Origin of the sequence: Paenibacillus sp. YPG26 (assembly GCF_023704175.1) — a bacterium.
Lineage (GTDB): Bacteria > Bacillota > Bacilli > Paenibacillales > Paenibacillaceae > Fontibacillus.
This window is the reverse complement of the sequence record NZ_CP084530.1, coordinates 549,491-570,034: the sequence shown is the minus strand read 5'-3', so window position 1 is coordinate 570,034 and position 20,544 is coordinate 549,491. Positions and strand designations below refer to the sequence as shown.

Sequence of the window (20,544 nt, the reverse complement as noted above, 5' to 3'; positions counted from 1 at the left end):
GTCCCTGATTAGAAGGGGGGAGGCTATTTGAACTCTTTTACAGGGAAATCATAAAACTTCCGGACACGGATATAGGTGCCACCCAATCTAGCTGGGCGAGCATGGCCGCAAAACCCCGCTTAGTTCTTGTGTGGATCGGCCGTTATAAATTGGTACAGACCCTCAATCTTCGCATCGGTCAGCTCTCCGCTGTTATCGAAGACTGTAATAGAGGAAGCAGGAATATTCCAGTTCACTTCCGGAACAAATTCAACCCGCTGCTTGAAGTTATCCCAGTGATTCAGCTTCCAGGTATCCCGCTCGGTCTTTCTCTCAATAATCCGTTCCTTCTGAACATCCATGTCGCTGAGCGTAACCACGATAACCTTAACGTCGACCTCACTCAGGGTTAGGCCTGCCGCGGTTACAACCTCTTCAATCCAGGCCGCATTCTTAAGCTCGGAGGTGAACGGCGAGATCATGAATACGCTCTGTCCCGCAGCCAGGTTATCCACACAAATATCCTTCGTGGTATCATATTCAAGGTCACGAAGGTGCTTCTTATAGAACTCTGAATCCCGGTCGTTCTTGTCCAAATTGTTCATTTCAAGAATCTTCTCCACAAATCTGCCGCCTACCGTATCTCTATCCAAAAAGGCTGCTTGAATTCGCATGGACAGCTTGCGGGCCACCGTTGTTTTGCCTGTCCCAGCCACACCTACAAAGAATACCAGTTTTTGCATCGTAAAGCCTCCAGTTCTGATATGTTCATTTGTACATTTTAACACATCAAAGCAAAGTAGTGCCAGACAAGAGGCTCTGGTGTATTCGGGGCGCTCTAGGTTAGCAGCAGGAGAGTGTCACAGCTATAAAATATAAAGATTAGTTCCCACCCCCTGCCCGACTTCCAACATCATCCCTATTGTCATCATTACCATATCAAACAAACCACAAATTTAGCAGAACACCCTATATACACAAAAGACATAAGCTCAATGCCTTCCAGGAAGGCAGAAGCTTATGTCTTTGAGCAGGCACTTGCAAAGAATAGATCAGACACTAATATACGGAACTGCTTATGAATTTCATAGAGAGATCATCTCTTCGTAAGGCGTAAGGTGTGGAGCCGGATTAAGACAGACTCTTAGGAAGCTCACTGTGCTGCAGACGAAGGTTCGTCTCCTTCACAAGCTCAGCCACATTCTCCTCCAGACGGGCACGCAGCTCTTCGGCAATCTCGAAGCCCCCGGCTTCGGTCCGGGCAACCTGATTATCCACGGTATAGACACCGCCAAGAATATGACGCGCGCCAAGAGCGGAGAGCACCGGCTTCAAGGAATAATCGATTGACAGAAGGTGGGCAAGACTGCCGCCGATGAACAGCGGAAGAATGATTTTGCCGGCCAGACCCTTTTGCGGAATGAGATCAAGGAAGGTCTTAAGAACACCGGTATAAGAAGCCTTGTACACCGGACTCGCCACAATCACGGCATCGGCTTGAGCCACAAGGGCATTGGCTTTCACAATCGCCTCACTCTCGAATTTCGTATGGATCAGGTCCTCGGGCGGAAGCTCAGCCACGTTAACGTGATGAACCTCAATATTCTCCTTTCGGAGGAGTTCTTCGGTTAGTCCGATAATAGCCGAGAGACGGGAAGTCAGCGAAGGATTGCCGTTAATGATTGTTATTTTTGCCATTCCATATACACCTGCCTATTTAAATTTTATAATTCCGATATACTTACTAAACTTTAAAAGTATGCTATCAATTTGCAAGCAGATTGTCAACCAAATTAGACATTTCCTACTCATTCTACCTCTTCCGTATCCCATTTCCAAGGAACCAACCTCTGGGCGGATGCATATGGATGAGCAAGGAATCAAAGATCAGTAGAGGAGACTGTCTGTATGACGAACCCTATATATCCTTATTACGGAAAAGAAACGGTATGCATAGACCAAAAGCTGAGCTTCCCGCCCCAGCACCAGCCCACACAGCCCGGTATTGAAAGCTTGATGAATCCAAGACCGATCTCAGAGAGTCCGGAATACTGCGGAAGCGGCAAGCTAAAAGACAAGGTTGCCGTCATAACCGGCGGGGACAGTGGAATTGGACGCGCGGTGGCTTATGCTTTTGCCAAGGAAGGCGCCGATATAGTCATTGCCTATCTGAATGAGACATCTGATGCGATCGAGACTAGGAACCGGATTGAGCAGCTTGGAAGACGATGTCTTCTTCTGGAGACGGATCTGAGGTTCAAGGAGAACTGCTCCTCAGTCATTGACGGGACAATTCTGCATTTTGGCCAGCTGGACATTCTAGTCAACAATCATGCCGTGCAGTACCCTCAGAACAGTATTGGCGATATCACCGAACAGCAGCTGTACCATACTTTTCAGACGAATATCTTCCCCTTCTTCTTTCTGGTGCAGGCAGCCCTTCCTTACTTGCGCAGAGGCTCGGCAATCATTAATACGGCATCAATTACCGCTTACCAGGGCAAAAAGAACCTGATTGACTATTCCTCGACCAAAGGTGCGATTGTGTCCTTCACCCGCTCCCTAGCCCTGTCACTCGTTGACCAGGGAATCCGTGTCAATGCGGTTGCTCCAGGTCCAATCTGGACCCCTCTCATTCCTTCCAGCTTCACGGCTGAGGAAGTCAGCACCTTCGGTACCGATACACCGATGAAACGGGCCGGTCAGCCTTACGAGCTTGCTCCCGCTTACGTATACCTCGCAAGCAGCGATTCATCTTATGTAACGGGCGAGACCATCCATGTGAACGGCGGGGATATGGTCACCACGTGATCCAGCAGAGTTCGGGTGTAAGAGTTGGCTGTATGGCATGGGTGCCATGTGGGGCTTGTGTGCCATGTACGTCTTGTTGGTCATGCGCGTCATGTACGTCATGCGCATCATGTGTGCCATTCTAGACATGTAAGTTCGTTTAACCCAGCTAACACAGCCACCCCAGCTATCCAAACCCAGTCAACCCGGCCTTCCAGGCAGAGTTGAACTGCAATTAGTTAATTATGTTAATTAATTGTTGCTCGTGGAACAATTGCGGTCAAATCTTCATTCAATCATTCCACTTATATCCTGAATACAAGTGCAAGTAGTCGTCACGGCAGTGATACATCGTCCTGCTAGGACGACATACCGCTTTGTCTTTGATAGAGCCGTGTCATCTTATTGGAATAACACACCGCCTGTTACAGGCTAAAGACATGTGATCTTGTTGAGCGACACAGCTCTACAAGGAAATAACCTATCCGGAAGTATCCCGGATAGGTTATTTATTACAGAAGCAGAGAGAAGCATCATTCCCAAGCCGTTAATCACTATCTCCAACAAGTTCGACCTGCCCCCTCTTAACGACAGGTATCCACAATTCATTTCTGCCTTCCTCTGGCGGAAGATAATTCTCTACCGCCGGCAGGTAAGCAAGATCATATACGGATGATGGAACCCACTCTGTATAGAGACGGCTCCATATCTCCTGAATCCCCTCGGGACCACCGGGTGCATCAAATACAGCCCATGTGCATGCTGGATAATCGAACGAGACCATGTCTTCCGGTGGATCTTGATCGGATTTCACAGATAACAAGTAGTCGAACTCCTCGTTCTCCCCGAACTCCCCGTTCGCACAGACACCAAGTATGCCACCCATGAAGTCGCCTTCCGCCCGGATCTGCCACAATCTCTCAAAGACCCCCTGATTCTGCGCTGTCGCCCAAATCTGTGGGATTACGCGGAATGCCTGCTCCGTATTCACCCGTTCGGATAATCCCACAATACGGAATGGTCCCAGCTCCTCCATTCGATATTTCATCTCTGCAGCCCCTTTAATTGACATGTGAAAGGTCATTCTCGGGTAGGCTTTGAGCGAGGTTCCTGTGAGACGTGCCGCGGTAGGCGTAACACCATGCAGGTTGCTGAAAGCCCGTGTAAATGCCTCAGGAGATTCATATCCATACTTAAGTGCCAGATCAAGAACTTTGATCTCACTATGCTGCAGCTCGAAGGCGGCCAACGTCAGTCTGCGGCGCCGGATGTACTCCGCCAGGCTAACCCCGGTGATGAAGGAGAACATCCGCTGAAAATGATACGCCGAACAGCAGGCCCATCTTGCGGCCTCGGTGTAGTCAAGCTTCTCTAACAGCCGTTCCTCAATATAATTGACCGCCCCGTTCATTCGCTCAACCCATTCCATCATCGAAACCTACCTTTCCTACATCAATCTAGCAGATCGGCAGAGATATTTCCGTGCAATTCCTGTCCGATTCTGCTAGGACCGCTGGATAAGCCAGCTTGTTCCCATCTGATGCGCCTAGAGGATGCTACCGATAAGATTAACAAGGCCAAGCCCGTTAGGCTATAACCAAGAGTCTAAAGAAAAAAGAATACAGATTAGATTACATATATTACAGGACATAGAACAATACGCAGATTAAAATATAGACATACCAAACGACAGATCACAACTCATAGTTCAAACTCAGCTCCAAATCCTACTCAACGCTCACAGTCAAAATACGCAACTCAAAACTCCCGGATCAACACTCCAAGGCCAAAACTCGCATTTCAACAATACTAACAGCAATAACAACCGCAAAACCACACAACAAAGAGCAGGAAGCCATAGCCCCTGCCCTTGTCCATATATCTATCGCTGTCCTTATTAGAAATTTCTCTAACGCAGGCGCGAGCTTATCCTAAGTTCTCCCGTGCTCATGACGCCTGATCCAGTGCTCATCACACCAGGCAATCCACATCATCCCTATGTCAGCTCCTGAGACAAAAACAGGTCAATGGTGAATCAGTAAGCGACAGTGAACCGCCCGCGTACAAAATGTCCCTCGTCCACTTCATCAAGCAATGCCACCGCGTAATCTTCCACAGAGATCCGGCTGTTATCCAGCTCATCAGTGACGAGCTGATTGGTTCCGATCCGGAAGTTCCCGGTACGCTCACCAGGTTCAATCACAGCTGCAGGGCTGAAATAAGTCCAGTCAATATCGGAGGTCTGGAATATCTCGTAAGCCTCCGCATGAGCCCGTGCCAGTGGACGCCACTCCTCCGGAAAGGCTGGCGTATCCATGAGGGGCACACCTGGAGCCACCTCAAGACTTCCGGCTCCGCCGACCACAATCAGTCTCCCGGCTCCCCCGCGCTTCACACCTTCCACAAGTGTCCGCGCGACTTCGGACAGCTCATCCTCCTGCCCGAATTTAGGGCCAAAGGCGCTGATTACTACGTCTTTACCAGTTGCAGCCTCAGTCACGGAATCCGGCATAAGGATATCCCCCGTCTTCACTTGAAGCTTCTCATGCTGATCCAGGCCTTCAAGCTTGGAGACGTCTCTGAGCACGGCAGTGACCTCGTGGCCTCTGCGCAGCGCTTCTTCCAGAATGCTTTTTCCGATCGTACCTGTCGCTCCATACAGTGCAATTTTCATAATATGTATCGCTCCTTCTCTATTTGAATGGAATGGGATAGGCTTGCGTGTGATCATGATCCAACTTATATATTATAATTATCCCAACCAGTGAATCCAAAACGCATTACCGTCGAATTTTCTACTCGTCAGCCTGCCTTGCCCAGTAAAAAGCTGATGACCAGGATAATAAACACGGTAGCCGTAATCGCAACGAACCGATAGTCCTTTTCCTGCCAGAATACGAATAGTGAGACAAATACCCGCAGAACCGGCGTCAGAATCAGAATCAGCAGCCCGGTCTCAATGACAGCTACCGATTTCATGTCCAGAAGCCCTTCCCAGATAGCCCGGAATCCGAGTGGATACGTCCCATCCGGATATCCGCTGACGCCGGTGACCAGGAACTGCACCAGCCCGATAATAATGACCGCGGCGGCTGCCACGATCCCGATCCGCAGCATTTTACTGATAGCCAGCTCAACATCCGCTATCCGGCTCGGCGCATCCCCGCCAGAATTCTCATGATTCGCCATATTAACCCCTCCATCCCTGGTACAGCATTTGTCCGGCAACGTAGATCATGACCGGGATGAACAGCTTGCGGATCGTCTTGCTCTTCATCCGCTGCATCAGGCGCGAGCCTGCCATGGCCCCGATTAGTACACCAAGGGCAACAGGGGCTGAGATCACAGGATCAATATCCCCCCGCAACAGATAAATCCCGGCGCTGGCCGCCGCGGTAACTCCCATCATGAAATTGCTTGTGGCCGTCGACACCTTGAGCGGCATTTTCATGAACACATCCATAGCCATAACTTTAAAGCTTCCGCTTCCGATCCCCAGCAACCCGGAGATGACCCCGGCCCCGTACATCACACTGAAACCTTGGGGCACCTTGTCCACATTGTAAGCTACCGTCTGTCCTATGGACTTGTCATAGTACTCTCCGTTAAGGCCAAGCTTCTCGGCTACAGGATGAAGCGGCACGTTATCCGGGATCTCCTGTTTGCCTTTCTTAATCATGGCATAGGCTGAGTACAGGAGAAGCAGCGCGAAAATGATATATAGAAATTTGGGGGCAATAATCGCGCCAAGAAAAGCTCCGGTAATAGCCCCCACTGTCGTGGCAATCTCCAGGAACATCCCTACCCGAAGATTGGTAATGCGATCCCTGATATATGCGACTGCCGAGCCGCTGGAGGTAGCGATAACGGAGATAATGCTGGCTCCGATGGCATGGTTGATATCCACCCCGAACAGCAGGGTCAGGGCTGGTGTAACGACAATCCCGCCTCCAAGTCCCAGGACCGAGCCGACCACTCCCGCCAATATAGCAATTAAAAAGATTTCGATGACTGTATTCGTCAAGTCTGCCGCTCCTTTATATGTATAATGCTACAGCTTCAGCAGGCCCTGCCGGAGCTCAGACCGGTCAAGGTCTGATTCTCAGATACATGCCCTGGCCTTCAGGCTGTGTATAAGCAAATCCGAACTTTCGGTACAGCCTGTCGGCAGGACCGTCCGCAATCAGGCTGACGAAGGTCTTATCCGGCGCTTCACGCTCCAGATATGCCACAATCCGGCCAAAGATCATGTGACCGATCCCCTGACCTTGGAGATCCGGCCTGACTGCCATATCGACCACCTGCATATGACAGCCGCCATCCCCGATCACTCTTCCCATTCCGATCAGCTCGTCCTGCAGGTAGACACTAACTGCATAATAAGAATTGCGGAGCCCTATCGCAGCACCCGCTTCACTTCTCGGACTCATTCCAGCCTGGGACCGCAGGGCGAGATAGTCAGCAGCTTTTGGTGGTTGTTCGTATATATCAAGCTGACCTAAATCCATGATTCGGTTCATCCCCTTTCCTACAATTTAATCCACCTCGTCTTCTGGAAGCTTGAAAGATTTACTGCGATGCTCCAGCACGTACATCCCCTTGTCCTGGGTCCACTCGGCATAGGCCACTTCACTCAGCTTCTCATGCCCGCACTTGCGCAGCTCGGCCATAAGCCAGGACTCGTCCTTGCCCAGCAGCTTCAGGCTCTCCTCATCCGGCTTCCCGTCCTCAACAAGCTGGTAGGAGAAGTAAGCCTCCTTGTCCGGCAGATTCAGATCACTGCGGGTCACCGGCTCATATTCGGATCTCTTCATAATGCTGAGGGTCCCGTTAGCTTCAAAGATTGCATAAGCCACCTCACGCATGAAGAACACATCATGCTGACGCAGCAGCATTCTCAGCTGATCGAAGTCCAGACTGTTCTTGCGCAGCTCCTTCAGGTCTACCTCCCCATGACGAATGAGAATAGAAGCTTTCCCGTCCAGGAAGCCCCGTGTCCGTTTGAAATACTGGGTAATCTTCTCGAAGACGAACGACAGCACCGTCCAGAGCAGCAGCGCGTAGATTAAATGAGAGAATTTCACATCCTCCTGGTAGACGGTATTCCCTACAAGCTCGCTTAACATAAGGGAAGATATGAAATCGAATGGAGTCAGCTGGGAGATCTCCTTCTTACCGAGCAGGCGTGTCATTGTCCATAGACCCGCAAAACCGATGAGCAGCTTGAAAGTAATTTGTTCAAAGTCCAAAGTTCCAACCTCCATTATAGCTGATTTATAAATGCAGGATACCTGGCTGAGCCGGTACTTGCTATATATATACCCACTGGAGGCTAAAGGACCGCTTGTATTATATCCCGCTCCTGTGCAATAGTGGAGGTAGGGAAAGCTATACGGACTAGAGAAGGATGGCTTATACATATTGATGGATCGAAGGAGTGATATCCCGGTGTCTCTAACGCAAGTCTGGTCATGGCTGATCCAGCACCCCGCGGGGCCTTATCTGGCCGCCGTGACCGCCCTTACCTTCATAGCCCTGTACGCCGCGGCGCGGAGCAGCGCCTGGCGTACAGAGCAGGCCCGGCTGGAGCGGATTCGCCTCAGCCTTGAGCTGTACGGCGCCGCAGCCGGACCGCTGCAGCGCGCGGCAGAGCAGCGCGGCGCGTGCGCTGATGCGGACGCGCTGCTCATGGACCGGCTGCAGGCGTGCAAAGCCGCGCCTTACCTGACCGCCGACCTGCAAGGCCAGATCGGCGCCTATCTGGCAGACGGGGACGAAGCCCGTCTGCCGCTGCTCCATAGAGCCCTGGACCGCGAAGCTGTCCGGCTCATGGAAGAGCGGGCGAAGCTGCTCGCAAGATCCGAGCAGCCCGGCTGGGGCCTCTCGCTGTGGCAGCAGCTTCAGGCCATGCTGCCGTTCGCCTTCGCGGCAGCTGCGGTCCTGCTGACCGCCTGGCTGCTGCAGGCTCTCGGAGACGCAGCCGCTGCCGGCGGCAGCGAGGCCGCTTGGACCCGCGCGGCAATCTGGGCGCGCTTCGCCTCCATCCTGCTCTCGCTGCTGCTGCTCTACCCGGCGCTGCTGGCGAACCGCCGCCCCGGGGGCAGCACAAGCCTGCTGCGCCTGCTCTCCCTCTTCACCGCCCTGCTGGCGCTGGTTCATCTCGCAGGCCTGGAGACCTCGCTGTACGTGCTTGCCGTCCAGCTCCTGCTGTTCCTGCTAGGCTTCAGCCTCACCGGCGCGAAGCCCCGCAAGGCCCGCCCGTTCGCCGGTCATTATGATGACACGGCCCTGCAGACGCTGCTTCTGGATGCTCCCGCCGGGACTCCGGACAACGAAGAGCGCCCCTTGAACGCAGACACAGACGGAGAGGGAGCCGCAAGCCCGGCTGACACAGACAATGCCAATAAGCATTAAGTGATACGGTGTCCCTGCCCGTTCACACGAATGAAGCCCCGTACTCCGGGACCCAGGACTTAAAGTCAGGGGAACCCGGAGTACGGGGCTTTTGCATACCTTTTTCATATCTGGCAGAGTAGATTCTCCGCTCTTTATCTAGTGCTACTACCTACCGGGACCGGACTCACGTAAAGCTCTGGGTGAATGCTTGGAGCCTGCTGAGACTCTGGCGCCTCCGGAGGCACCGGACTCATACCGCTTGCGTTCCGTACGTTCCACCTGTACAATTTGTCCCTCATGAATCACAATATTCAGAGAACCAAACTCAATGTCGCTTAATAAGCCGGCGATCCGATCCAGCCATACGTCATCCACTTTTAATGGTTTAGCCATAACGCGAGCCTCCTTCTTCCCGATATTTTATTCTCTCCACTAATACTTATATTCCAATCAATTAACTATGATTAGACATTACCATACATTGGAAACCATCGTCAATGCGCATTTTTGCGTGCAAACCAGCCTTTGAGCACCAGGGTCACCAGAGCGAGTACAAGCAGCAGAGAAGCTACAGCGAACGACGCCGAGAATTGGTATTCGTTATAGAGAATCTCTACATGCAGCGGCAGGGTATTGGTCTCGCCCCGGATATGCCCGGATACGACAGATACGGCACCGAATTCACCCATCGCTCTTGCATTACACAGGATTACACCGTACAACAGACCCCATTTGATATTCGGCAGCGTAATTTTCCAGAATACAGTCCACCCTTTAGCTCCCAGTGTTACCGCAGCTTCTTCCTCTTGCTGTCCCTGATCCTCCATAAGCGGAATAAGCTCTCGGGCGACAAAGGGAAAGGTAATGAACAGGGTAGCCAGTACAATCCCCGGCAGAGCGAAGATGATCTGAATATCCTGACTGCCCAGCCATCCGCCCAACCAGCCATGCTCTCCGTATACCAGTATATAAATCATACCGCCGATAACCGGAGATACTGCAAAAGGCAGATCGATCAATGTAATCAGGAGCTGCTTGCCGCGGAAGCGGAACTTGGTAATTGCCCAGGCAGCGGCTACACCAAAGATTGTATTTAGAGGAACGGTGATCACGGCAACCAGCAGAGTCAGCCGCAGCGCGGACAGCGCGTCAGGATCGACAATAGCCGCAAGATAGACGTCCCAGCCCTGTTTGAGGGCTTCAGTGATCACAACAATAAGGGGAAGCACGATCAGCCACAGCAGCACTAGCGAGGCAAGACCTATTAATGTCCACTTCACCCAGCCTGTCTCTTTCAAGGATCTGGTTCTTACGTTCACTGGACTCCCGGGAGTCATAGGTACAGCACCGGCCATAGTTATATCCTCCTTCTTGAATCATGTTACTGGAATTTCCGGCTCTTAACGGGCTGTTTTGCGTAGTCTGTGCTGAAGCGTATTAATAATAAGCATCAGCAGGAATGAGATCATCAGCAGGAGAAGGGCCACCGCAGTAGCTCCCGCGTAGTCGAACTGTTCCAGCTTCGACATGATGAGCAGCGGGGCAATCTCTGTCTTCATCGGCATATTTCCGGAAATGAAGACAACCGAGCCATACTCTCCAATTCCCCTGGAGAAAGCGAGAGCGAATCCGGTCAGCAGGGCCGGATAGAGCTGGGGAAGAACCACGACCAGAAACGTTCTGACTCTTCCCGAGCCCAGCGTAGCTGCTGCTTCTTCGACCTCCGCTTCCAGCTCCTGAAGAACAGGCTGAACTGTTCTGACTACAAACGGAATTCCAATGAACATGAGTGCCAGCGTAATTCCAATCGGCGTGTAGGCCACCTCGATACCCAGCGGCTCCAGCAGCGAGCCGATCCAGCCTTTATCGGAGTAGATCGCGGTCAGCGAGACTCCGGCAACGGCCGTTGGAAGCGCAAAAGGAAGATCTATCATGGCGTCAAATATGCTTTTACCTGGAAAATCGTATCTTACAAGAACCCACGCAAGAAGCAGGCCAAGCACCGCATCAATCAGACCTGCAGCCGCGGCCGTCAGAAAGCTGATCTTGAAGGATGCAAGAACTCTCGAGTCTGTGGCAATATCCCAGAATTTCCCCCAGGTTAGTCCTGTAGAGTTCAGCAGCAGTGCTGACAGTGGAATCAATACCACTAAGCTGAGATAGAGCACACTGTAGCCCATGGTAAGCCCAAAGCCGGGGAGCACTCCCCGCTTGGTAGCTATTGTTTTCATATTTACTTATCCCCTCCGCCTGTCCGGTCGGTTATTATTTGCCGGGTACGTAAATTTGGTCAAATACGCCCCCATCGCTGAAATGCTCGGCTTGCGCTTTGGCCCAGCCGCCAAATTCATCAATCGAGAACAGCTCAAGCTCCTTGAAGCTCGTCTTGTATTTCTCCTTCACACTGTCCAGCGTCGGACGATAGAAATTCTCGGCCGCAATCTTCTGGCCTTCTTCGGAATACAGGTATTTCAAGTAAGCTTCCGCTACTTCACGGGTACCCTTACTGTCCACATTTTTGTCGACTACAGCTACCGGCGGTTCCGCCAGAATACTCTCGGAAGGATATACAATATCCAGCTTGCCGGATCCGAGTTCCTTCATAGACAGCAGGGCTTCGTTCTCCCAGGCAATAAGGACATCGCCGATCCCGCGTTCTACAAAGGTAGTCGTAGCTCCGCGCGCTCCAGTATCGAGAACTGGCACATGCTTGAACAGCTCCTGAACGAATTCCTTCGCTTTGTTCTGATCATTGTTATTATGATGGAGGGCATAACCCCAAGCAGCCAGGTAATTCCAGCGTGCTCCACCGGAGGTCTTAGGATTTGGCGTGATGACCTCAGTATCACCTTTGATCAGATCATCCCAGTCCTTGATTCCTTTCGGATTGCCTTTGCGCACCAGGAAGACAATTGTTGACGTATAAGGCGAGCTGTTCCCCTCGAACTTGCTCTGCCACCCTTCCTTGATAAGCCCCTTCTTCTGAATAGCGTCGATATCATATCCCAGCGCCAAGGTGACTACGTCGGCTTTCAGGCCATCGATCACCGCACGCCCCTGCTTGCCTGAGCCTCCATGGGACTGCTTGATCTTAACCTTCTGCCCTTTCTCTTTCTCCCAGTACGCCGAGAATACCTTGTTATAATTTTCATAGAGTTCACGGGTCGGATCATAAGATACATTCAGCAGTTCCACGGTATTATCGCCTTTGCCCGAGCTTGTACCGCAGGCGGCAGTCACCACAGACATAGCCAGCACAAGACTTACAATAATCCCTTTTCTCAAACCTCTCTTCATTCCTCTCACTCCCCTTTTGAACGTACTCTTATCTCTGAAAATGATCTGGCTCTTGCACCATCTGACTGTTCATTGAAGTGTGGGTGTACGACAAAGAAACGCCCCAGTGCTCAAGTGTCAAACCGAGCGGCTGCCCGTGCCTGCCAAGTCCTCTAGAGCGTTCCTCTATCTTGAAGTACCTTAAGCTAAATTTAAAATTAATCCTACCTGTTTAGTAAGTTATGATTGTTATTTTAATTGTATGTCACATATATTGTCAAACCTTTTTTGCGTCACTACGCTAAAATACTTGCACTTCTCCACACAGCAAAAAACCACAGTCAGCCAATCCTGTCTGTGGTGTCTTGCTTGCGTGCCGACGCCTGTTCCTCAGCCCTCCGAGGGCTTGGCCAGTGCAATGCAGACCGGCTTGCCAAGACGAAGCTCATAGCCGGTTGCACTTGGAATGCCTGTCTCAGCATCAATCCGGAAGCTGACCAAGTTATCACTATATTGATGGGCTGCCAGAAGATAGCCGCCTGGGACGATCAGGAAGTGCCGCGGTCCTTCTCCCCCACTAGGTACCCACTGAGGATCAGACAGCTTGCCGCTCTCCTGGTCAATCCGGTAGCGCACAAGGCTGTCATGTCCCCGGTTCGAGCCATACAGAAAGCGTCCGCATGGGGAAATGGCCACTTCCGCGCTTGTTGTCTCTGACGCGAAGTCCTCCGGGATTGTAGAAATATGCTGGAGTATCTCCAAGTCCCCCCGGGGCTCATCTATAGAATAGGCAGTCACCGTGTTGTTAAGCTCATTAATTCCGTAAGCCCACTGGCCTGATGGATGAATCTTGAAGTGCCTTGGTCCTGAACCTGGCGGAAGCTTGATCTCCCTGTGTGTCACAAGCTTGCCGTCCTCCACACGGTAGACAACAATCTGATCCATGCCCAGATCCGATACGTAGGCGAACCTGCCGTTACGGTCAAGCACAATGGAGTGCGTGTGGGCGGCCTCCTGCCGATCTTCCCTCAGTCCCTTCCCCACATGCTTGACCCGGGAAGCGAGCCCCTTGATTGCCCCGTTCCCGTCCAGATAGTAACTGCTCACCTCTGCGCTCATATAGTTGACGGAGAATAGTTGGCCTTCCGGTCCGGGAGTATAAGATATGTAACAAGGCGCGAATCCGCCAGTCGACTCCCGGCCCAGTTCCCGAAGACTTCCATCTTCCTGGTTAATCTCATAAGCGGCAACCTGCCCGTCCTCCAGTTCGGCAACGGCATACAGCCTGGTTCCCTCATCATTCACAATGACAAAGGAAGGGTTCTCAATCCCGGGTGTGCTGTGAATGAACTTAAGCTCTCCCGTCTCTTTATTAAAGGAAGCCAGGTGAATGCCTCCATCTTCGGCCGAAGCATAACTGCCAACATACAACAAAGTTTCATTCGCCAGATTACTGTTCGTCATATTCCACAGGTCTCCTTTTTCCTTCAATTCTATTATCTCAATTCTAATTACCCTTTTAGAGCCGTGTCATCTCTGTAAGCCGTTCTTTTATTCAACCCTGCGGCTTTATTGTGATATAATGAAATACAGAATGTTCATCTATTGAAAGGGGCCTGAAATTATGCAGCTCAGTCCTACGTATCTACAAATCGCTGCCACAGCGGGTACTCTAATTATGGCCCTGCTAGCTATATTCATCCGGATCAAGGCGAGTGACAGGCCGGTAACGATAAAGAAAATCGTCATGCCCCCGGTAGGTATGACAACAGGATTCTTCATGTTCGTTGTTCCTGCTGTCCGCATTCCCTGGTTATGGGGCATTGTTGCTTTTGCGATTGGATGGCTGTTATTCTCTTATCCACTGATCCGCAGCACCAAGTTCGAGCTCGTGGATGGGCAGGTATTTGTACAGCGTTCCCGCAGCTTCATTCTGGTCTTGCTTGGACTGCTCGCTGTAAGAATGCTGCTTCATGAATTCATCGAGCAGTACATCTCCGTACCGCAGACGGGTGCTCTATTCTTCCTGCTGGCTTACGGAATGATCCTTCGCTGGCGGTTGTTCATGTGGAAGCATTATCAGACCATTCTCAAAGATTCAGTTCCAGCCAATCGATAACTGCAAAAGGGATGTCCCGCAAGCCACTCAGTGGCTGCGTGGGACATCCCTTTCTTGCTGTATCTGCTCAATTTGTTAAGAGCAGCTGATTAATCTCCTCAACATCCTCCGCCGTGATCTTCCACTGGGCTGCACCGGCGTTCTCTTCTACCTGCTCCGCCGTCTTCGCTCCGGCAATGACACTGCTTACTGCCGGGTTAGCCAGCAGCCAGTTGATAGCCAGCTGTCCCAGAGGCTTTCCATAACGTCCGGCAATCTCACTTAGCTTCTGAACCTTCGTAAGGTTAAGCTCATACTCAGCTTCCCCAAATAACGGATTCAGCACAGATCGCACGTCGTCCTCCTTTGGCTTGTTCCCCGGATTAAACTTGCCCGTAAGAAGGCCTTGGGCCAAAGGGCTGTAGGGGATGAATCCAATCCCCTTCTCTGCCGCGTAAGGGAGAGGCCCTTGCTCCACATCTCTCTGAAGGATGTTATACAGAGATTGCAGTGACACCACGGGGGATATGGCCGCCGCTTTGGTCAGCTGTTCCACTGAGAAGTTGGACACACCGATATAGCGGATCTTACCCTGCTGAGCCAGCTGGTTCAGTGTATCAAAGGTCTCTTCAAACGGGGTAGCCCCCGACGGATCCGGCCAATGCACCTGATATAAGTCAATATAGTCCGTCTGCAGCCGGCGCAGACTATCCTCGACTTCACGAACAATATTCTCTCTGGATACATCATTCCGGATGCTCCCCGCATCGTCCCAGGTCAGACCAAATTTGGTTGCCAGTATGACCTTGTCTCTAATGGGCTTCAATGTCCGCCCCACAATTTGCTCCGATTCCCCGAACCCGTACACAGGTGCGGTATCGAAGAAGTTCACACCCAGTTCATGCGCCCTATGAATCGCGCGTTCAATCTGGTTATCCGATACATCGCCCCAGCCGGCCTTCCCGGCAGCCCAGGCTCCGAATCCGATGACAGACGTATGCAGATCACTCTTTCCAAGCCTTCTTGTCTCCATCTCGATCCCTCCCAATCCAGGTTATTGTCTATCCTTGCGTAAGAATGAGAATGCCAGCGCCAAGACAAGAATAGAACCTTTAACAATGTCTTGAGCGAAGTAAGGCACATTCATCATCGTAAGACCATTTAGCAGTACACCGATCAGAATTGAACCGAGCAGTGTACCTACCACGTGCGGCCGTTTCTCTCCGAACAAGGCGTAGCCGATATAAGCGGCAGCTACCGCATCCATCAGCAGCGGGGCCCCTGCTGAGACCTGTCCGGTACCAATGCGGCTGGCCAGCACAATCCCGCCGATTGCGGCGAACAGGCCGCTGATCACATAGGCAAGAACCCGGTAACGGTTGACCGGAATTCCGAACAGATTAGCGGCCTCGGGATTCCCGCCTACCATGTACATATGACGTCCTAACGTTGTCTTTTCCAGAAACAGATAAGCAATCAGCACGAAGATCAGCATGAGGATAACTGCTACCGGAATACCCAAGACCTCGCCTTGTCCGATGAACAGGAACGAGGGTATGAACTTGCCCGTCTGTTCCCCCTCCGCTCCCGGCATTCCCTCGTAGATGGAATAACCTTTGGTATAGGTCATCTGGATCCCGTTCACGATATACATCACCGCTAGAGTTGCCAGCAGATCGGGAAGTTTGATTTTCACTACGAGCAGGGCATTGAACAGGCCAACGAGCACTCCGCACAACAGGGGAATTAACAGGGTGACAAGCAGTTCCTGACGGTGAAGAATCAGTGCCGATGCCGCGGCAATCGTTGCCAGGCTGGTTGTGGAACCCACGGAGACATCAAATCCGTCTACGACCAGACTGAAAGTAACGCCCAGGGCAAGGAACGTCGTTATCGAGATTGCTTTAAGGATATCCTTCAGATTATTGTAGGTTAGAAAGTGATCGTTCACGATAGAGAAGAACGCGATGACCCCGATAATAGTAATGACAGCCCCATAACGAAAAATATACCCGGTAACCGGATTAACAGCCCTAACGGGCCGTAGTACTTTAACTGTGCTCAACTGCCTTGGCCTCCTTGTCTGCTGCAAGCAGCAGCTCATCCATCGTAGTATCGAACGGGTCATACTCACCCTGGATCTGCCTGTCTGCCAGAATCAGAATTCGATCAGAGATCCGCAGCGCCTCGTCCGGTTCTGCCGTAAAATATAGAATCGATGTTCCCTGGTTGGCCAGGGATTCGATCATTTGGAATATTGCCTCTCTTGCGGCAACATCAATCCCTTTCATAGGCTCATCGAATATAACCAGATCCCTCTTGGCTGCGAACCACTTCGCGATGGCTACCTTCTGCTGGTTGCCTCCACTCAGCTGTCCGGCCAAATGAGAAGGAGAGCTGGGACGAATCGTGAACGACGCTATCAAATCCCGGCTGTACCTCAGTTCCCGGGACTTCGAGATCAGGCCTCTAAAGGATAAAGCCAGATGAGTCCTTATATCCTCTCTCTTCCATATTCCATGGCGCCCCCGCTCCTCGGGCACGAAGGCGATTCCATTGCTTACAGCCTCGGAAGTGCTGCCGATACGGCGCTCCTCGCCCATAAGGCCGGCTTTATAGCTGCCCCGTACGCCGAACAGCTTCTCCGCGAGTTCCGTCTTCCCGCTTCCGAGCAGACCAAATACGGTCAGGATCTCTCCTTCTCTGATCTGAAGATTGATTCCCGGATGACCCTCATCCAGGCGAAGCTCTCTTACTTCGAACTTAATCGGCGCGGCTTCGCCGCTAGGTCTTGCCCGTCGGTCAATGATCGACTCTCCCCCTGTCATCGCTTCAACCACTTCTTCTGGTGTTGTCTCCCGGGAAGGAAGCTGCAGTACCGTCTTCCCTCCCCGAAGGACCGTAATAACATCAGCTAATGAGAACACCTCATGCAGCTTGTGCGAGATGAGTACAATCCCAATCCCCTGTTCCTGCAGCTGACGAACCACCTGGTAGAACCGCTCAGCCTCTTTCCGGTCAAATGCCGCCGTAGGTTCATCAAGCAGCAAGTATTTCGCCTGATTACTTACCGCGCGAACAATCGATAACATCTGCTTCTCATAGAGAGACAACCGGCTTACTGGCTGATCAACATCTATAACAAGGCCGTACTCCTTAAGCAGCTCTGCTGCCCTCTGCCTGTTCAATCTCTTGCGGAACAAGAATGCCCGTTCACTCCTTAAGAGGGATACGGTCAGATTCTCATGAACAGACAGCTGCGGGACTAGGCCCCGATCCACTTCCTGGGTAAGGAACACCACACCTTTGGAGACCGCATCTGATGGCCCCTCCAAGACAACCCGCTCGCCGTTAATTTCAACCGTCCCTTCAAGCGGAGAATACAGGCCTGCTGCAATATGCATCAGAGTGCTTTTGCCTGCTCCATTCATGCCAAGCAATGCATGCACTTCTCCGGGATGGACCGCGAGGTCAGCCTCCTGGAGAACGGGTCCGCCGCCGAAGTCATGCGAAATTCCGTGAAGCTTCAGCGTCATTTCGCTGAGCCTTTCTCCAGCTCGGCCATCCACGGAGAGCGGGCTTCGTCTGATTTGCCCCAGCCCGGGACATATTTATCCAGATCGGTGAACGATATTTTCTCTTTGGGAAGCACAGTACGGTCAATAAGATGCGGCTCAATAGACACATCCTCCGGCACCTGCTCACCGGCAATTTTCTGATAAGCAAGCCGGGCTTGAACCTTACCTACATCTCCCGGGTTAGTAGCGGAAGCCGCCTGCCACGGGCTGTTCGGATCTTGGAATAGAGGGAGCTCTTCGTCAGTCAAATCAATTCCGTACACTTTAATATCCGTGCGACCAGCCTGCTTCAGGGCTTGAAGCGCACCACGGGTGAATTCGTTCCAGTTCGAATAGATTGCATCCAGGTCTCCGGGATTCGGATATTTCTTCAGCAGTGCCTCGACCTGAGCCTGGGTATCCAAAGAAGTATTCGATGTGACACTTCCGAACCGGGCGACTTCCTTAATGTTCGGATACCGCTTCTTGAAAGCGTCAATGATGACTTGACGGCGCTCCATAGGCAGATAACCAGCTACCCACAGTACAGCAATATCCCCCTTGCCATTCAGATCACCCGCGAGCTTCTTAAGCGACTGCCAGGCCAGCAAGTAATCGTCCTGATTAATTGCAGATACACCAGGCAGATTAAGATCACTGTCATAGGCCACTACCGGGATACCCGCAGCCAGTGCCTTTTTCACCGCAGGCTCCAGAGCCTGGGCTGTTCCGTTATTAACAAGAATCGCATCCACCTTCTCGTTGATGGCAGCTTCAATATTGGAAGCCATCTTGGCAAGGTCATTCGCAGAATCATAGATTTTCAATTCACCGCCAAATGCATCAACTTGCTCCTGGACTCCCTTATTGTAAGAATTGAAGAACGATCCAGACGTAATCCGTGTAACAAGTGCAATGCGCACAGGCTTGTTCAGCTTCTCGGGAAGCTCCGCGCTCCCTGCTGTGGCTCCGGTAGTTCCTGTTGTCTGCTCTGCATTAGTCTTATTCTCTCCACCGGCAGCAGGCGCAGCTGCTGAGTTGTTCTTGTCGCTCGTATTGGCCTGAACATCCGCCTTCTGATTGGAGCCGGATTGTTCATTGGTGCATGCCGACACGAATAGTACAACCGTGATCAGCATTAAGCTAAGCCATTTTTTCATATAAATTCCCCCAATTCATTGATTTCGGCTATCTCATATACAAGTAAACCAAGCAACTTAACCGGAATTTATCTTATGGTAAAACTAACCACACCGCCTGTCAATACATATATTTCATCCCATTTAGAATTAATTGCATTAATCCTACTTGACAAGTTGGTTTTATACTCGCATAATCGTTATAAATTTATGATTGAGAAGGAGCATGGTACATATGACACAGCGGAAAGTTGATCACGTCGGGATAGTAGTTCGGGATATTGATGCTTCGATCCGGTTCTATACGGAAATTCTGGGATTTGAGCTAAAGGGGACTCTTCTGCATTCCAACGGGATTTTCAAGCTGGCCTTCCTTGGATTCGGGGGCAGCAACGAAACGGAGATTGAACTGATCCAAGGTTACAGCGATACGCTGCCTTCGGAAGCGACTGTGCATCACTTTGCTATTACAGTTCCGGATATCGAGGAAGAATTCCGGCGTATTAAATCCTTCGATCAGGTTCAATTCATTGACTCGGAGATTACCACACTGCCTAACGGATACCGTTACTTCTTCATCTATGGACCTGAGAAGGAATGGATTGAGCTGTTCCAGCGTTAGACGCATGGATTGGTCCGGAACCAGGCCGAGCGGGTCTGTTCACCACTATAAAAGGCCCCCGTATTGAATACGGAGGCCTTGATGTGGTATGAGACTTACGGATATCAAGCTTACTGATCGATCTGAACACCCTTCTTGAGCGACTTCATATCGGCATTGTTGTTAACAAGCAAGGGAAGCATCTTTGAACTCTTCTCCATCTCAGAAGAACATAGAGGGCAAGCAGGAGTGTAGTCAAACGCAAAATTATCCCTCATCCATCCGTTGCAACTGTCATTGGTGCAGGACCAAATCGGCGTGATCTCCTCAGGAACTTCTTCTAACGTTTTCTTTCGATAATTCATGATTATCCTCCTTCTGTTCCAACCTCTAAATAAAAAAAGAAAAAACTGCCCCTAACGCACACGTTAAGGGCAGTATGGTTCGCGTTACAGTTTTACAACGTTCTCGGCTTGCGGTCCGCGGTTGCCTTGAACAACGTTGAATTGTACGCGCTGTCCTTCGTCAAGCGTCTTGAAGCCTTCGCCAGTGATTGCGCTGAAATGCACGAATACATCGTTGCCGCCTTCAACTTCGATGAAGCCAAAGCCTTTCTCAGCGTTGAACCATTTAACTGTTCCTGTTTCCATTTGGGGTAGCCTCCCTAAAAGTGAAAAAAATTAATATGCTCCTTTTTTCCATAAAAAA

23 protein-coding genes are annotated in these 20,544 nt (G+C 51.3%); 4 read left to right on the top strand and 19 right to left on the bottom strand.

What is annotated here, in order from left to right; translation table 11 throughout:
* Positions 1–119 precede the first annotated feature (119 nt).
* Both LDO05_RS02555 and ssuE read right to left on the bottom strand, forming a co-directional pair.
* Positions 120–722 (bottom strand): P-loop nucleotide/nucleoside kinase family protein, encoded by a 603-nt coding sequence (locus LDO05_RS02555; RefSeq protein ID WP_251377359.1) that lies wholly within the window; start codon positions 720–722, stop codon positions 120–122.
* Between the two features lie 388 nt (positions 723–1,110).
* Positions 1,111–1,677, bottom strand: a complete 567-nt coding sequence (ssuE, locus tag LDO05_RS02550; protein ID WP_251377358.1) for an NADPH-dependent FMN reductase — start codon at positions 1,675–1,677, stop codon at positions 1,111–1,113.
* Between the two features lie 210 nt (positions 1,678–1,887).
* Between ssuE and LDO05_RS02545 the strand changes: the two genes are divergently transcribed.
* Positions 1,888–2,790, top strand: coding sequence for an SDR family oxidoreductase (locus LDO05_RS02545; RefSeq protein WP_251377357.1), 903 nt, complete (start codon positions 1,888–1,890; stop codon positions 2,788–2,790).
* 526 nt (positions 2,791–3,316) lie between these two features.
* Here the strand turns inward: LDO05_RS02545 and LDO05_RS02540 are convergent.
* The 6 genes from LDO05_RS02540 to LDO05_RS02515 form a co-directional block, all read right to left on the bottom strand.
* Complete coding sequence (locus LDO05_RS02540; protein ID WP_346657609.1) at positions 3,317–4,201, bottom strand: AraC family transcriptional regulator; 885 nt, start codon at positions 4,199–4,201, stop codon at positions 3,317–3,319.
* A 603-nt stretch (positions 4,202–4,804) separates the two neighbouring features.
* Positions 4,805–5,443, bottom strand: a complete 639-nt coding sequence (locus LDO05_RS02535; protein WP_251377356.1) for an NAD(P)-dependent oxidoreductase — start codon at positions 5,441–5,443, stop codon at positions 4,805–4,807.
* Positions 5,444–5,571: 128 nt separating this feature from the next.
* Positions 5,572–5,958 carry a DUF1634 domain-containing protein gene (locus LDO05_RS02530; RefSeq protein ID WP_251377355.1) on the bottom strand — a complete coding sequence of 129 codons (387 nt, stop codon included), beginning with the start codon at positions 5,956–5,958 and terminating at the stop codon, positions 5,572–5,574.
* Position 5,959: 1 nt separating this feature from the next.
* Positions 5,960–6,793, bottom strand: a complete 834-nt coding sequence (locus LDO05_RS02525) for a sulfite exporter TauE/SafE family protein (protein WP_251377354.1) — start codon at positions 6,791–6,793, stop codon at positions 5,960–5,962.
* Between the two features lie 64 nt (positions 6,794–6,857).
* Positions 6,858–7,277, bottom strand: coding sequence for a GNAT family N-acetyltransferase (locus LDO05_RS02520; protein ID WP_251377353.1), 420 nt, complete (start codon positions 7,275–7,277; stop codon positions 6,858–6,860).
* A 27-nt stretch (positions 7,278–7,304) separates the two neighbouring features.
* Positions 7,305–8,033 carry a DUF421 domain-containing protein gene (locus tag LDO05_RS02515; protein ID WP_251377352.1) on the bottom strand — a complete coding sequence of 243 codons (729 nt, stop codon included), beginning with the start codon at positions 8,031–8,033 and terminating at the stop codon, positions 7,305–7,307.
* Positions 8,034–8,217: 184 nt separating this feature from the next.
* On the opposite strand from LDO05_RS02515, the gene LDO05_RS02510 reads away from it, so the two are divergent.
* A complete protein-coding gene (locus LDO05_RS02510) occupies positions 8,218–9,183 on the top strand; it encodes a hypothetical protein (RefSeq protein WP_251377351.1) in 966 nt (321 codons plus the stop codon).
* Between the two features lie 147 nt (positions 9,184–9,330).
* Here LDO05_RS02510 and LDO05_RS02505 read toward each other — a convergent pair whose 3' ends face one another.
* The 5 genes from LDO05_RS02505 to LDO05_RS02485 all read right to left on the bottom strand — a co-directional run bounded on the left by LDO05_RS02505 (position 9,331) and on the right by LDO05_RS02485 (position 13,905).
* Positions 9,331–9,558, bottom strand: a complete 228-nt coding sequence (locus tag LDO05_RS02505; protein WP_251377350.1) for a YezD family protein — start codon at positions 9,556–9,558, stop codon at positions 9,331–9,333.
* 101 nt (positions 9,559–9,659) lie between these two features.
* Complete coding sequence (gene cysW / locus LDO05_RS02500; RefSeq protein WP_481857014.1) at positions 9,660–10,520, bottom strand: sulfate ABC transporter permease subunit CysW; 861 nt, start codon at positions 10,518–10,520, stop codon at positions 9,660–9,662.
* A 45-nt stretch (positions 10,521–10,565) separates the two neighbouring features.
* On the bottom strand, positions 10,566–11,396 hold the full coding sequence (cysT, locus tag LDO05_RS02495) for a sulfate ABC transporter permease subunit CysT (protein WP_251377349.1): 831 nt from the start codon (positions 11,394–11,396) through the stop codon (positions 10,566–10,568).
* 34 nt (positions 11,397–11,430) lie between these two features.
* A complete protein-coding gene (locus LDO05_RS02490) occupies positions 11,431–12,462 on the bottom strand; it encodes a sulfate ABC transporter substrate-binding protein (RefSeq protein WP_276575534.1) in 1,032 nt (343 codons plus the stop codon).
* 369 nt (positions 12,463–12,831) lie between these two features.
* On the bottom strand, positions 12,832–13,905 hold the full coding sequence (locus LDO05_RS02485; protein ID WP_251377348.1) for a lactonase family protein: 1,074 nt from the start codon (positions 13,903–13,905) through the stop codon (positions 12,832–12,834).
* A gap of 157 nt (positions 13,906–14,062) precedes the next feature.
* Here LDO05_RS02485 and LDO05_RS02480 point away from each other — a divergent pair, with 157 nt between their 5' ends.
* On the top strand, positions 14,063–14,560 hold the full coding sequence (locus LDO05_RS02480; protein ID WP_481857042.1) for a CcdC family protein: 498 nt from the start codon (positions 14,063–14,065) through the stop codon (positions 14,558–14,560).
* Between the two features lie 67 nt (positions 14,561–14,627).
* Here the strand turns inward: LDO05_RS02480 and LDO05_RS02475 are convergent, their stop codons facing one another.
* From LDO05_RS02475 to LDO05_RS02460, 4 genes are read right to left on the bottom strand one after another with little or no spacing between them, the layout of a single operon-like run.
* Positions 14,628–15,572, bottom strand: a complete 945-nt coding sequence (locus LDO05_RS02475; protein WP_251377346.1) for an aldo/keto reductase — start codon at positions 15,570–15,572, stop codon at positions 14,628–14,630.
* A gap of 21 nt (positions 15,573–15,593) precedes the next feature.
* Positions 15,594–16,547, bottom strand: coding sequence for an ABC transporter permease (locus tag LDO05_RS02470; protein WP_481857041.1), 954 nt, complete (start codon positions 16,545–16,547; stop codon positions 15,594–15,596).
* Positions 16,548–16,590: 43 nt separating this feature from the next.
* The gene (locus LDO05_RS02465) at positions 16,591–18,075 is read right to left on the bottom strand and encodes a sugar ABC transporter ATP-binding protein (protein ID WP_251377344.1); all 1,485 of its coding nucleotides are present in this window, start codon (positions 18,073–18,075) and stop codon (positions 16,591–16,593) included.
* Complete coding sequence (locus LDO05_RS02460) at positions 18,072–19,256, bottom strand: sugar ABC transporter substrate-binding protein (RefSeq protein WP_251377343.1); 1,185 nt, start codon at positions 19,254–19,256, stop codon at positions 18,072–18,074. Before LDO05_RS02460 ends, LDO05_RS02465 begins: the two co-directional genes overlap by 4 nt.
* A gap of 214 nt (positions 19,257–19,470) precedes the next feature.
* On the opposite strand from LDO05_RS02460, the gene LDO05_RS02455 reads away from it, so the two are divergent.
* Positions 19,471–19,857, top strand: coding sequence for a VOC family protein (locus LDO05_RS02455; RefSeq protein WP_251377342.1), 387 nt, complete (start codon positions 19,471–19,473; stop codon positions 19,855–19,857).
* A 110-nt stretch (positions 19,858–19,967) separates the two neighbouring features.
* Here the strand turns inward: LDO05_RS02455 and LDO05_RS02450 are convergent, their stop codons facing one another.
* Together LDO05_RS02450 and LDO05_RS02445 are read right to left on the bottom strand one after the other, a co-directional pair.
* A complete protein-coding gene (locus LDO05_RS02450) occupies positions 19,968–20,201 on the bottom strand; it encodes a cold-shock protein (protein WP_251377341.1) in 234 nt (77 codons plus the stop codon).
* Between the two features lie 84 nt (positions 20,202–20,285).
* Positions 20,286–20,486, bottom strand: a complete 201-nt coding sequence (locus LDO05_RS02445) for a cold-shock protein (RefSeq protein WP_009223993.1) — start codon at positions 20,484–20,486, stop codon at positions 20,286–20,288.
* Positions 20,487–20,544: the final 58 nt, after the last annotated feature.